Here is a 13,075-nt window from a genome sequence, read left to right on the forward strand (position 1 = left end):
TATTGGCAAGGTACTAACCAATTCATTTTATAGTATTTTATTTATACTACACCCGTGATGCTTCATGGCGCAACATTTCATATGATTGTTCTAGATAAGTTATGCTTTTTATCTCCTAAACCATATCATTCAAATAAGTACAATACCTCTATCTCTAAGTAACAACTTATAAATCATCATCTCTTTTAAAGGCCATAAATAACAATTCTAAGTTTGAGGTACAAATATGGCATACGCCGCAGGCGCTCATAACACTATCGATGTTCCTTTCTATGATCGAACTATTCAAACACGCTCCTTTTCAACTTTAGGGCAACTTCGTGTAGGTCATAAATTCACTGTTGTTTTAAACCATCCGACTGGTTCAAAGTCATTCGAGGGGCAATTATCCATAGAAAATAACAAGCTAGAGTTAACAATCATCAAATTTTTAACTCAGAAAAACAAAAAAAATAAACAGCAACGTAACCAATTAGCCGTTGACTACTCAGCAACTCCACCATTAACCCAACAAGATATAAACGTTTTTTCTGTCAAATTTTGCACTGAAATCAACAAACGTACCCCAGAACTATTTTTATGCTGTAGAGATGGCAAAAAAGAGCGTCTAACCGAGCTAATAACAGCAGGAATAAATCTAAACCAAAAAGATGAACATGGTGTCACTCCGCTTTATTATGCCTACCAGAATAATCACCTAACGGTTATCGAATTACTTTTTCAACATGGAGCTAACCCTAATATAGTCGACCTTAAAGGCATTCCGGTTGTGTTTGATATGGCAGAAAACAAAAGTGCAGAACTCATGCGTTTATTTATCAGTCACCCCGTTACTTTAAAGCTCAACATCAAACACAATGCAGGCGATTGGACTCCTTTGCATTTTGCCGCCATGAATAACTCTCTAGAAATGTTCACGCTATTACTTGATACTAATAGAGTAGATAAGCGCGCCGTCACCAAAAGCCAACGCAACATTTGGCATATTGTGGCCGAACATAGAGACTGTTCGTTTTTGCAGGCACTCATTAACAGAAAGGTCGTTGGTGCCAACTCAATTACGACGGAAGGCTACACTCCGCTACACTTTGCTGCAGAAAACGGCGAATATAACGTATTTAAAAAGCTATTAACTATCCCTGGGGCCGCATTATTTCGTGTCACCAGTCAACTTCGTAGCCTCTGGCATTTCGTAGCCACAAGAGATCAGCATTGCTTTATACAATTACTAAACAACAATAAAACTCCCGGTTATGATTGGCGAGATATCAACGGATTCACGCCACTGTTATTGGCAGCAGCAAAAGGACACATAGACAATTTAAAGCTATTACAACAGATATCACCTACGTCGATAAGCCAGCAAACTCATGATAAACAAAACATTTGGCATCAAGTTGCTTGTCACCATGCTTGTGAGCATTTTGATGTTGTAAAATCAACGTATGACATTACTAGTGCCACCAGTAGAGATAAAAAAGGGTGGTTACCACTGCATTATGCTGCTCGATATGGTAGTCCTGAAATGTTTACTAAAATCCAGTCAATATCAGGGGACAACTGCCATGTATTAACAGAAGATCAAGAGGCCTTAATTCATCTTGCTGCTTGCCGCTCCCAAGTTTTTTTTGTAAAGCATTTACTTTCAAATGGAGTGGTGACTGAAATTAACGCTTTAACTAAAAAGGGATTTTCGCCCCTTCAACTTGCCGTTTTATACGGCTCTGTTGCAACCATCAATCACCTGCTACAACAAAAATCATTGAAAAAAGACATAAAAACCACCTCTACCGAGTTTACCGTGATTCACCTTGCTCAAAAAAGAGGACAATTGGAGATAATGGAATGCCTTTTGAGCGATCCAGAAATTAAATCCCTCATTGATGTTAGATGCGACGAACACGCCACAGCGCTTCATTGCTCTATTGCTTATAACCAAGTTGATATAGTGAAAACCTTAGTGGCCCACGGAGCAGACTTATTCTTAACGTTCAGCGGTGAGGACTCAGCTTTAACACTGGCGCGTGACTACCAAGCAACGGATTGCGAAACTTACCTAAAAACACTTGAAGCGTTAAAACCACCAAGACCGACATCAGGTCTGATTTATATCTAAACTTATTCTTCAAGTTAATGACATTTAACTGTTAGAAGTGAGCAATATGTGAAACCCTAACCCTACCCATGATTGACATTAGGTAGTGGCTTCTAGATGTCTATATTAAGAGCGAATCCTCTTCGAGGTATTTTTAAACCTGGCGGCTATGAGCAAAGAGATCCACCTTCTCGGATTCAAGAATTGTGTGAATGGTACGACACACAGCACCCAGCTATCGTCAAAAGTTTACTGGCACAGCTATTAAATCAAAAGCTCCCGATCATGAAACTCAAAGCTTGGAGAGAATTATTAGACTACGCCTTAAACCCTATGGATCTAAATTTAGTCATTACTCAACAATCTCATTTAGTCGCCGTATTCAGAGGAGATAAGAACATTGAAATCACCCTCTGTGATGGTTTGATTGAAGAATATAAAAGTTGCCAAGAGAAGGTTGAGATTGATATAGCAAAGTCGACCGAAGAAGATACACTCAGACAGTTTTCTCAAGATGTCGTTAGAAGCGACCTCAAATTCATCGATAGAAAAGAGCATCAGGAATTTACCAGTTCTGATGGCATTGCAGCAGAAAGAAAATGCGACTATGGAGTAACATTTTTTTCCTCAGCCTCTGATAAACCGTTACTTTACCGTTTTAGCTATCAGTTTTTTTCAGCATCTCTAGTGAAGCAATTTATAAAACGCTGCCCACAATGTATGAACTACAACTATAAGGCTAGCTTTGTTTTTGAACGTATAAATACCAATCAATTTTTGATGACTTGTATTGTAAAAGGAAGCTTTGACAAAAAAAAATCGGATAATTGCATCGCATCACTTACTGATTCAAAGTACGTAAAGTCAATACAGATCACGGCATCAGTTATGGTCATTGGAAGCCAATTTACTTGTGTATTATTCGACAGAGATCTCAGTTACTTTAATCAAACGGAGTTGCAAGAATTAGAAGGTAGTGGAATGTCACTTGAGAAGGTGAATAATACAAACTCAGCTTTGACTACAACACGCTCCCGTTTTGACTGCCTTATTAGTTAACTCTATCGCTCGTTAAAGGCTCTATAGGTTTGTCGAAGTAATTCACTCACTTGTGATTTCAGTTCTTCTGACGGTAAGGCTTTTAATAAGGCCTCTACTTTATCCTTATGATCAGACTCCACATCATAATCACTTTGTTTCGCCTCCAGCTGCTTTAACCAAGTGGTATGCAAAGGGAATCCCATATTCAATTGTGGATGACTCAGTTTGTATTGCGGCCCCACACTTAAATTATCGGCATCAAACACCCAGAATTCGGTATTGGCTGACCACAACTCACTCTCTCCCGTTGAGCAATAATTGTCGGAAAAAATAGCGCAACACACTAAATAACCACCCTTAATTTCATTCTTATTGGCATCAACTTTGGGCACGTAAGTCGGTGAAGTTACTAAAAACCCATCAGGGCATGCATAATGATCGGTCACCGTTAATAATGAGGTTGGTTTTACTCCCGTGTCTAACCACTGGCTTAACGCTTTTGTATCAACACTAATTTTATTGACCATGGCAGGCACCTCATTGGCAATCATCTCCAACATTGCTTCTTTAGATTGACGGCGATAAGGATAACTGCCATACAGATCATCCATGATACTGGGTAACGTGTTATTCCATAATGGAGCACCAAGCCAATAGATATGCTCGAATTGTTTTACGGGATAGCTATCACGGTAAGCGTATAAGCCAAGTACTGGTGTGTATTGTTTAGAGGCATCCAGTGATAAATCAACTTTTTCCGCGGTTTGAGCATCAGTATCGACCACAATCACCGCAGGACTATTAATATCCATGCCAGCAATCAGCATCCCAGATTCTGCTTTCATAGGCTCATTAGAATACATAGAACGGTCAACTGAATGGATAAACTCTGCGGGATCTGAGGCATAAGCCATTCCAGCATGAATAACCAGATTGCAAACACTAGACTGTTGATAATCCACCATAAAGTGAACCATTTCGCCTTCAACCGTGATTTTTTTAGCCACAACTGATGAGCTATTTATCTTTTGAAACTGATCACGGCTAATCACATACAAGTGAGTGTCAGGTGACTGCGGGTAGGTAAAAACCACTCTCACTGCTTGTTTAAATTTAGCGATGCATTCTGCGACAAATCTAGGTTCATGCTGAGCCTTAAAATCGTCTGAAAACGGTGAATAATCCTCAGTAAAAAATTGACTGGGCAAGGCATCAAGTAAGGATATTTTAAATGCGGTGTCGGCAAATAATACATGATGTTCAGTTATGCCCATCATATGAGTGCTTTGCTGGATCACAATTGGTCGACCATTTTCATCCATCACATCAAAGCTATCAACACCAAGACTGTTTCCATTCCAACGGTGCAGCTTAACCCGGTTATATCCATCCAAATGAAACGCATCTAAAAGCCCCAATAATTTCTCAAATGCCGTCATAAACAACTCCATCACCGGATAATGCTTATGATCAATAACCTCTGAAGCCCTTTCCTTAAAATTGTTTTTAACTTTATCTTTCATAAAGTTATCGAAAGACACTTGGGTATTAGTGACAAACAACTCACCCGTTATCGGATCAAATGCAGGGTGAGCTGTCGACATCAACATGCTAAAAGGCATTAAGTTCAGTGGATATTTATCTAACAGTGGCGTCCAATCACTATTTTTCCCCACAGGGGAAATCAGCTTGAGCGATACAGGGTCAACCTCAAACGGACGCATAACATCGTTGGTGATCAAGAGTCTTTCCGTGTCAGAGTCAGGAAACCTAAGAGGAACAAACGCCGTTGATGCTTGCTTTAACATACCCAAAATAGGTGAAACACGACCCAACCCTAGATTTGCCCATGGGAGTAGTTTTGAATAACAGGCTTTATCTTCAAAACTGATTTTATCCGCAAGATAGCTTGGTGTGGCGGCCAAACGAGTCGTTAAACTTACATTGCTCAAGCCAAAATCCACACGATAAATCATGCCGTCGCCATTAAATAACGCAGTGCCACCATCTTCACAAGGTAACACCACCTTATCATCTTCTTCGGTAGTGGCTGATGAAACCGCTCCCACCGCAGAAACAATAAATACCGAACCGATTAAATCATCGGGGAGTGACGCTGGCGCACCTGCAGCATCAACAATCGATAACTCTAATGCTTGGTGAGCATCATTTTGACCGTAAAATTCTCGGCGACTACAAGACATAATCGCTTTAGGGAAACTGGATTCCATAGTTGAACCTGCAAGTTAATGAGTCGTTAGAGGAACAAGCTCAAGCAAGGTAAATTGGGGAAACAATCGCAACGGTTTGGCAATAAAAGAGGGGGGTTGGCTAATGTTTTCTTTAAGTAGATTTTTGGCGACTACAGGCTTTATCACCACTCCAGCACTCAGTAATACTCCGCTGGTTGTTAAGAACTGTCTTCGAGTCCACCCCATAATACGACCTATTTTTCTTAAATGACGTTGGCAGCATATACCGACACTGAAAGAAATGAAGAAGCAAATTGAAATATCTTATGCTCGTTTTTTACGCTTTTTTACCAAAATACGATCCACATCAAACACTGAGACATTTTTGTCTCATACAATACAACCATGAATCATCAATAGGACTGGTAAGTGAATCCTAAGCAATCTGTCAGAGCCAAGCTGATTGAAACAGGCACTTCGTTGTTAGCCGTTAATCCTGGCGCTAGCCTTAGCGAAATTGCCAAACAGGCCGGAGTAGGGCGAGCATCATTACATCGCCACTTTTCCAGTAAAGAAGCACTGGTCTCGGAATTAAGTATTGAAGCCATTCGTCAGTTTAAAACAGCGCTTAATGCCGCGGTAAGCAGCTCAGAGATCTGCATTGAACAATTATCTAAGCTGATTGAGCTGCTGGTACCTCACGGTGATTGTGTTCATTTCATTCTGTATGAATGGAAGAGCTTTGAACACCAAGACACCATGACGGAATACTTATCATTGGAACGCGAGATTTTAGAACTGATTGAATCTTGCAAACAACAAGGCTCTATCGATATCACAATGAGCAGCCGCTGGATTTACTATTTGATTGATTCAACCGTTTATACCGCTTGGTATGCGATACAAGATGGAACACTCGCCGCCAGAGAAGCTCCGACAGTGGCTTCAAACAATGTACTTAATGGGCTAAAGAGGTAGCATTATGAATATCCTGATCATCAAAGCATCAGCCGAATCTGATTTTAAAGACTACAAAAAGTATATGTCTTCACCACCACAAGGCATTTTCTCTTTAGCGGCGGCGACACCCAATGCACATTCATTTGAAATCATTGATGAAACCAATGGCGATAAGCTCACCTCAAAGCTGATTAAGAATGCCGATTTGGCGGTGATCACCGCTTCAACGCCCGACATTACTCACGCTTATCAATTAGCTCAAAAATTAAAAGATAACGGCTTGATGGTGGTATTGTCAGGGCTTCATGTCACCTTTTTACCCAGCGAAGCGGCCTATTATGCGGATTCAGTGATCATTGGTGAGGCCGAGTTGGTGTGGAAAACCTTACTTAACGATGCCGCTAACGGTCAGTTACAGCCATCGTATAAAAGCAATGATCAAGTAGATATTAGCCAGCTAAATCCATGGCCTAATAATGCTGAGCTTAAAAAACGTTATGGCACATGGGGCGTATTAGTAGGTCGTGGCTGCAAAAACAGTTGCAGCTATTGTACGGTAAGACCGTTTTTCAAACGTGAAGTGTTTCGCCCTGTGGCTGATGTAATTGATGAAATCCGTGCTTCAGGTAAACAGTACCTTGAACTACACGCTGATAACTTGTGCTCCGATCCTGATTATGCACTTGAACTGTTCACCGAGCTTAAAAAGCTGAACGTTCAATGGGCAGGAGAAGCCACCTTAGACTTTGCTGAAAATGAAGCGTTAGTGGAAGCCGCAGCACAATCAGGGCTAACTTACCTACTTGTTGGGCTAGAAACGTGCTCACAACCTGCATTAAAAATGGCAGGCAAAGGCTTCATCAAACCAAGTCGAGCTAAAGAGCTTATTGCACGACTCCACCAGCACAATATCGTGGTAGACAGTTGCATGTTGTTTGGCTTTGACGAGCATGAAAAAGATATCTTTGATGAAACTATCGCCTTTGTGGATGATGTAAAATTGGATGTGATCCATCCGAACTTTATCACGCCATTTCCGGGCACCAAATTTTACAATCAACTATTAAGAGAAGAACGTTTACTCAGTAACGATTGGGCGGATTATGATTGCTCACATGTGGTGTTTGAACCTAAACACATGACCCCACAAGAGCTTGAAGATGGTGTGATAAAAGTAAGAGACACTCTTTACAGTGCAGGACGCAGAATAAAACGCTTTGCCCGAGTGACCTCGATGCAAGGCTTGTATATGTCTTCAATGACCACTTAACCCTATCGCACTCTAATGAGCCAAAGGACACCTCTTTTGGCTCATTAACTACAAACACTTTCAATGAAATCGCATCCAAATGAAATGAAGAAAGTGTAATTTTCAATCAAACCTCATCAGTGATAACTCAAAATTATGTTGTAATATCTACAATCAACTATCACACCTACAACTTAATCCAATTTACCCAAATTCGGTTTTACAAAGGCATTAAAATACGCCCACTTCGCTGAGTTATATTGTAAATTCTGCCCATACAAGGTTAATGAGTTAAATTCAAAGCTATCAGCCCCAGAGGCGAATAGTTGTTTTTTCCGTACACTATTACGCTAATTAATATTAAACTAAGGCTTATAAGAGTGACCTAGCAAGGAACCCTGCTTTATGGCAACTGTGAATGAGATGATCAAACATGCTGAGCTTAAGTGTAAAAAAAGCAATGCAAAACTTACCACCAAAAGAAAGCAGGTACTCACTGGTATTATTTCGTCAAACAAAGCCATATCAGCATACGAATTAGCGGATTTTTGTAATCAAACTTTTGATGACAAATTCCCGATAATGACCATTTATCGGATCTTAGAGTTTTTAGAAAACGAATCATTGGTGCATAAGATGCAAACCAGCAATAAATTTGTTGCCTGCGCCCATATTTCCTGTGATCACGAGCATTTAGTACCACAATTCTTAATTTGCCATGAGTGCCAGAAAGTACAGGAAATTCATATTAATAAAGACATTGTTTCTGAATTGAATAAGAATGTAGAAGAAACTGGGTTTAGCATGGTCAGCCCACAGCTTGAAATTAACTGCTTATGCAGTGATTGTAAGGCACGGCATTAAACCTAAAAACATCCGTTAGACGCATATAAAATTAATATCTATTTGAGTTAGCCATAATTTTAATTGCTTTATTCCATCATTGAAAGCTTAGATAACCCCTGCTGCAAAAACTCAATCAGCAGTTTGATCTTGTAAGACAACTGCCTATTATGAGGATAGAGTGCCCAAATCCCTTCTTTTTCATCTCGATAACGCGGTAAAACTTCCACCAGCTGTCCACGCTCTAACGCCGATTGCACATAGTAATCAGGCAACTGCACTAAACCTAATCCTTTTAAGGCACTGTCATACAAAACTTGACCAGAATTACAACTCATTCGCCCCTTAATTTGAATGGTTCTTGGTTTTTTCGCCTCTATAAAACGCCAGTAGGGTAAAGTGCCCACTAAACATTGGTGCTGACTCAGCTCCGATAAGGTATGTGGCTCACCATGTTTTTCAATATAATTTGGGCTGGCGCACACATATAACTGACGATGACTGAGCTTTCTCGCCATCATGCTCGAGTCGTCCAGTTGACCTAAACGAATTGCCACATCAATATGTTGCTCGATCAAATCTAATTGCCGGTTGGATAGAATAAGCTCAACGTCTAGTTGAGGATGCAGTAATAAAAAATCATTAATTAACGGGCCAATAAAGCGTTCACCATAAGTAGTGGGCGCGGTGATTCGGATCAGCCCCTTGGCTTGTTGCTGCATTTGCGTAACCGCTAATTCAGCTTGTTCAAGCCCTTCTAACAGCGGTTTACAGCTTTGATAGTAAAGCTTGCCAGCATCAGTTAATGCCACTTTTCTAGTGGTGCGATGCAATAGTTTTACGCCTATTGCCGTTTCCAGTGCTGCAACATTACGGCTAACTTTCACTACCGACATTCCTAGTCTTGCTGCGGCCGCAGTAAAGCTTTGAGTATCGGCAACACAAACGAATTCATTCACCCCTTGCCACTGTGCCATCTCTATTTCCTCTATCCAATACAGTTCAGCGATTATTACATAGGTGAAATAATCATTTTCAAAAATGAGGGATTATTTTAAAGATTGATAGCTGTACACTTTTTGCCAATTAATCCCGCTTTGGCAACCAAGGCAAATGTAGGAGTCCATCATGGCGTTGAACCTAGAACCAAATCAAACTTCAATAAAATCAAAAGCTGCTGTAGCTTGGGCGGCTGGCGAACCACTGAAAATGGAAGAAATTGACGTTGAGCTTCCAAAAGCAGGAGAAGTGTTAGTGCGTATCGTAGCCACTGGCGTGTGTCACACGGATGCGTTTACGCTATCGGGAGAAGATCCTGAAGGCATTTTTCCAGCAGTACTTGGCCATGAAGGTGGCGGTATTGTGGAAATGGTGGGAGAAGGCGTCACCTCGGTTGAAGTGGGCGATCATGTCATTCCGCTATACACAGCAGAGTGTGGAGAATGTAAATTTTGCACCTCAGGCAAGACCAACCTATGCCAAGCGGTACGTGAAACCCAAGGTAAAGGCCTAATGCCAGATGGTACCAGTCGTTTCTCAAAAGATGGCCAACCTATCTATCACTATATGGGTTGTTCAACCTTCTCTGAATATACGGTTCTGCCTGAAATTTCGTTAGCTAAAGTGAATAAAGCCGCACCATTAGAAGAAGTGTGTCTTTTAGGTTGCGGCGTTACCACGGGTATGGGAGCAGTACTCAACACAGCAAAAGTAGAGCAGGGTGATACCGTTGCCATTTTCGGCTTAGGTGGCATTGGGTTATCCGCCATCATAGGGGCAAAAATGGCAGGAGCCAGCCGCATTATTGGTATCGACATTAACGACAGCAAATTCGAGCTGGCTAAACAACTTGGAGCAACCGACACCATCAACCCAACTGAATACGACAAACCGATTCAGGACGTTATCGTTGAAATGACCGATGGCGGTGTGGATTACTCGTTTGAATGTATTGGTAATGTCAATGTGATGCGTCAAGCGTTAGAGTGTTGCCACAAAGGTTGGGGGGAGTCGGTGATCATTGGTGTGGCTGGCGCAGGGCAAGAGATCTCAACCCGTCCATTCCAGCTCGTCACAGGTCGTGTTTGGAAAGGCTCAGCCTTTGGCGGCGTAAAAGGTCGCTCACAGCTGCCACAAATTGTCGAACAATACTTAGCAGGTGAATTTGGTCTGCAAGAGTTTATCACCCACACCATGGGACTGAGTGACGTAAACCACGCCTTTGATTTGATGCACGAAGGGAAAAGTATTCGCACTGTGATCCACATGGACAAGGCATAATCATGACGATAGAACTGATCAGCCAAACTAAAGTTGCTGGAGGTTGGCATAAACAATACCACCATGCTTCCAAAGCAGTAAATTGTAATATGCGATTTGCAATTTTTTTACCGCCAAATGCTAATCACGAGTCTCCTGTTCCTGTGTTGTATTGGTTATCAGGCCTTACCTGCACTGATGAAAACTTTATGCAAAAAGCGGGAGCCTTTCGAGCGGCAGCGGAACTAGGTATTGCTATTGTCGCCCCAGACACCAGCCCTCGTGGTGAAGATGTCGCCAATGATGATGGTTATGATCTTGGTCAAGGCGCAGGGTTCTATCTTAATGCTACTCAAGCACCATGGTCTAAGCACTATCAGATGTACGGTTATATTGTGAGTGAACTGCCACAATTAATTGAAGCCAATTTTCCGGTCACCAAAATTAAATCCGTCAGTGGCCACAGCATGGGCGGACATGGAGCCTTAACCATTGGGCTTAAAAACCCTAATCACTATCGTTCGATTTCAGCGTTCAGTCCTATCAGTAATCCAACGCGGTGTCCTTGGGGGCATAAAGCCTTTAGTGCGTATTTGGGTGAGGATAAACAAACATGGCAGGACTATGATGCGTGTGAATTGTTAAAACAACGTCGTTCAACATTACCTATATTGGTGGATCAAGGTGATGCCGATGATTTTTTAATCGAGCAGCTAAAGCCTGAACATCTAGTTGCAGCGGCCAAAGTTCACGATTCAAAATTAGAGCTAAGAATGCAGCAAGGATACGACCATAGCTATTTCTTTATCTCTAGTTTTATTGACGATCATTTGAAGTTTCATGCTGCGCATTTGTTAGCATAAAAAGTAAAAGGCTTTCTTACTCAAGAAAGCCTTTTTTATTGAATCGAAACACGAAAGATCAACATACCCTAAGCAGGCTCACCACCGTTTTTGTTCTTGTTTATCATTTTGCCTGTTATCGCCCAGATAAGTACTGCACTCCACGCAATCACTGAAAAACCAGCGGGAACACAAGCCAACAAAATTAATTTAAAGTGCTTACGATTAAATACTAACGCTAACATAGCAGGTAAAAACCAAAGCACGATTACTGACACTATAACCACTGCAATCAAAGCATGGTTGTCGCTATTAAATATTTCATTGATAAATTCCATTTTTAATCCTTATTGGAAAAGTGTTGCTGTTTGTAATAACACATGGCTTGGTGAAGGTGCTCAGTGATCCCTGATTGATAATGTTCGTAGACTTCAATCGTCACCTTATCGTTTTTCAACAAATCAATGACATGTTGATACAACTTAGAATCAAGCCCCTTAAAGGCATCACCCATTGTTTTTTTAAACATGCGCTCACTACTATGAAAGTGCTGTTTCACAAGGTGCTGCACCTCAGCAGAGTCAACTGGCTTATCCATCACCAAACGATAATCTTTAATCCATTGTTCGACTTCTTGATATAAATCCAGATTTTCTGCTTTAGACAGCTTGCTCAGCTTTTGATACATGAGTGACATTTTTTCCTCACCCACGGTCTCATGCATCATTTCCTTCCAACGTTCTGTTTTCTCTTTGGGTAGTCCTGAAAAATAAATATCGAAGTTTTCTCGCCCTTCTAATACAGCAAGGGTATCGTTTAAGCTGCTGAGCATAGATTGGCTCTCTAAGATCCGTTTTTGAAGCAGGTCTTGCTGCTGTTTTAATACCGAGATCAGTTGATAATTTTCAGCCGAAAGAACATTAGTAATATCAACTAGGCTAAAGCCCAGCTCACGATAAATGAGAATTTGTTGAAGTTTGGCAAGGTCGTGTTGTGTATATTCACGGTAGCCATTAATGCTGTTGCGCTTGGCTTGTAACAAACCTATCTCATCATAATGATGCAAGGTTCTGACACTCACTCCCGCCAGCTTACTCAATTGGCTGACACTATAAACCGATCCCTTATTCAACACATTTAACTCATTTTGTTCCTTAATGAGCTATATCATCGGCTATCACGTAGGGGGAGAGTCAAGGGAAAAATAGAAAAAAGCAGTCAGCTCGTTTTGAATTATTTATTTTTAGATATGAACAACAAACGTTCAAGACTAGCAATCGCTGTAACAGTCATCGCAGCCATCACATAAATTAAAACAAAATAAACAACGAATGATTTCTTTCAAGCTACAGCCTGTTGAGGCTTTTTTATCATCACTACTTGTTAGAGAATATGATTTATAATTGTTTCGAAATAATGCTGTAGTACTTGTATCGTGTCCTTCTTCGGATTTCAATGCAGAGTACGCTCCACCTCCGACAGCACTCGCCATTCCCATCGCCATAAACATTCCTATAGGATTGATATCGTTATCCAATATATACCTATTTATCCTGTAAAAAGCATTAACTCGTCATTAATGTTTTTCCACGCT

The 13,075-nt window shown here is 41.0% G+C and carries 13 protein-coding genes; 7 read left to right on the top strand and 6 right to left on the bottom strand.

The genetic code is table 11. From position 1 onward, the window contains the following. The first annotated feature begins 226 nt into the window (after positions 1-226). On the top strand, positions 227-2,116 hold the full coding sequence (locus AC1EU0_RS13700) for an ankyrin repeat domain-containing protein (protein WP_480303028.1): 1,890 nt from the start codon (positions 227-229) through the stop codon (positions 2,114-2,116). 96 nt (positions 2,117-2,212) lie between these two features. Then, the gene (locus AC1EU0_RS13705; RefSeq protein ID WP_480303029.1) at positions 2,213-3,154 is read left to right on the top strand and encodes a hypothetical protein; all 942 of its coding nucleotides are present in this window, start codon (positions 2,213-2,215) and stop codon (positions 3,152-3,154) included. 2 nt (positions 3,155-3,156) lie between these two features. Here AC1EU0_RS13705 and AC1EU0_RS13710 read toward each other — a convergent pair whose 3' ends face one another. Together AC1EU0_RS13710 and AC1EU0_RS13715 are read right to left on the bottom strand one after the other, a co-directional pair. Beyond that, positions 3,157-5,367 carry a carotenoid oxygenase family protein gene (locus AC1EU0_RS13710; protein ID WP_480303030.1) on the bottom strand — a complete coding sequence of 737 codons (2,211 nt, stop codon included), beginning with the start codon at positions 5,365-5,367 and terminating at the stop codon, positions 3,157-3,159. A 15-nt stretch (positions 5,368-5,382) separates the two neighbouring features. Then, complete coding sequence (locus AC1EU0_RS13715) at positions 5,383-5,574, bottom strand: twin-arginine translocation signal domain-containing protein (protein ID WP_480303031.1); 192 nt, start codon at positions 5,572-5,574, stop codon at positions 5,383-5,385. A gap of 183 nt (positions 5,575-5,757) precedes the next feature. Here AC1EU0_RS13715 and AC1EU0_RS13720 point away from each other — a divergent pair, with 183 nt between their 5' ends. From AC1EU0_RS13720 to AC1EU0_RS13730, 3 genes are all read left to right on the top strand, one after another. Continuing rightward, complete coding sequence (locus AC1EU0_RS13720) at positions 5,758-6,306, top strand: TetR/AcrR family transcriptional regulator (protein ID WP_480303032.1); 549 nt, start codon at positions 5,758-5,760, stop codon at positions 6,304-6,306. Positions 6,307-6,310: 4 nt separating this feature from the next. Further along, positions 6,311-7,558: a B12-binding domain-containing radical SAM protein gene (locus tag AC1EU0_RS13725; protein ID WP_480303033.1), complete on the top strand. Its 1,248-nt coding sequence runs from the start codon at positions 6,311-6,313 to the stop codon at positions 7,556-7,558. 384 nt (positions 7,559-7,942) lie between these two features. Continuing rightward, the gene (locus tag AC1EU0_RS13730; protein ID WP_480303034.1) at positions 7,943-8,401 is read left to right on the top strand and encodes a Fur family transcriptional regulator; all 459 of its coding nucleotides are present in this window, start codon (positions 7,943-7,945) and stop codon (positions 8,399-8,401) included. A 68-nt stretch (positions 8,402-8,469) separates the two neighbouring features. On the opposite strand, the gene AC1EU0_RS13735 is transcribed toward AC1EU0_RS13730, so the two are convergent. Then, positions 8,470-9,357 carry a LysR family transcriptional regulator gene (locus AC1EU0_RS13735; protein ID WP_480303035.1) on the bottom strand — a complete coding sequence of 296 codons (888 nt, stop codon included), beginning with the start codon at positions 9,355-9,357 and terminating at the stop codon, positions 8,470-8,472. A gap of 151 nt (positions 9,358-9,508) precedes the next feature. Between AC1EU0_RS13735 and AC1EU0_RS13740 the strand changes: the two genes are divergently transcribed. Beyond that, positions 9,509-10,660: an S-(hydroxymethyl)glutathione dehydrogenase/class III alcohol dehydrogenase gene (locus AC1EU0_RS13740; protein ID WP_480303036.1), complete on the top strand. Its 1,152-nt coding sequence runs from the start codon at positions 9,509-9,511 to the stop codon at positions 10,658-10,660. 2 nt (positions 10,661-10,662) lie between these two features. Then, positions 10,663-11,502 (top strand): S-formylglutathione hydrolase, encoded by an 840-nt coding sequence (gene fghA, locus AC1EU0_RS13745; RefSeq protein ID WP_480303037.1) that lies wholly within the window; start codon positions 10,663-10,665, stop codon positions 11,500-11,502. A gap of 68 nt (positions 11,503-11,570) precedes the next feature. Here fghA and AC1EU0_RS13750 read toward each other — a convergent pair whose 3' ends face one another. From AC1EU0_RS13750 to AC1EU0_RS13760, 3 genes are all read right to left on the bottom strand, one after another. Next, positions 11,571-11,819 (bottom strand): superinfection immunity protein, encoded by a 249-nt coding sequence (locus tag AC1EU0_RS13750; RefSeq protein ID WP_480303038.1) that lies wholly within the window; start codon positions 11,817-11,819, stop codon positions 11,571-11,573. Between the two features lie 2 nt (positions 11,820-11,821). Beyond that, the gene (locus AC1EU0_RS13755; RefSeq protein WP_480303039.1) at positions 11,822-12,616 is read right to left on the bottom strand and encodes a MerR family transcriptional regulator; all 795 of its coding nucleotides are present in this window, start codon (positions 12,614-12,616) and stop codon (positions 11,822-11,824) included. A gap of 135 nt (positions 12,617-12,751) precedes the next feature. Continuing rightward, on the bottom strand, positions 12,752-13,018 hold the full coding sequence (locus AC1EU0_RS13760) for a hypothetical protein (RefSeq protein ID WP_480303040.1): 267 nt from the start codon (positions 13,016-13,018) through the stop codon (positions 12,752-12,754). Positions 13,019-13,075: the final 57 nt, after the last annotated feature.

Source organism: Parashewanella sp. 2210YD4-3 (assembly GCF_056591735.1).

What these genes read in the sequence shown, in the direction of transcription:
- AC1EU0_RS13725 (WP_480303033.1), top strand. Translation starts at nt 6,311, where the DNA reads ATGAATATCCTGATCATCAAAGCATCAGCCGAATCTGATTTTAAAGAC.
- AC1EU0_RS13730 (WP_480303034.1), top strand. Translation starts at nt 7,943, where the DNA reads ATGGCAACTGTGAATGAGATGATCAAACATGCTGAGCTTAAGTGTAAA.
- AC1EU0_RS13735 (WP_480303035.1), bottom strand. Translation starts at nt 9,357, where the DNA reads ATGGCACAGTGGCAAGGGGTGAATGAATTCGTTTGTGTTGCCGATACT.
- AC1EU0_RS13710 (WP_480303030.1), bottom strand. Translation starts at nt 5,367, where the DNA reads ATGGAATCCAGTTTCCCTAAAGCGATTATGTCTTGTAGTCGCCGAGAA.
- AC1EU0_RS13715 (WP_480303031.1), bottom strand. Translation starts at nt 5,574, where the DNA reads ATGGGGTGGACTCGAAGACAGTTCTTAACAACCAGCGGAGTATTACTG.
- fghA (WP_480303037.1), top strand. Translation starts at nt 10,663, where the DNA reads ATGACGATAGAACTGATCAGCCAAACTAAAGTTGCTGGAGGTTGGCAT.
- AC1EU0_RS13750 (WP_480303038.1), bottom strand. Translation starts at nt 11,819, where the DNA reads ATGGAATTTATCAATGAAATATTTAATAGCGACAACCATGCTTTGATT.
- AC1EU0_RS13700 (WP_480303028.1), top strand. Translation starts at nt 227, where the DNA reads ATGGCATACGCCGCAGGCGCTCATAACACTATCGATGTTCCTTTCTAT.
- AC1EU0_RS13705 (WP_480303029.1), top strand. Translation starts at nt 2,213, where the DNA reads ATGTCTATATTAAGAGCGAATCCTCTTCGAGGTATTTTTAAACCTGGC.
- AC1EU0_RS13740 (WP_480303036.1), top strand. Translation starts at nt 9,509, where the DNA reads ATGGCGTTGAACCTAGAACCAAATCAAACTTCAATAAAATCAAAAGCT.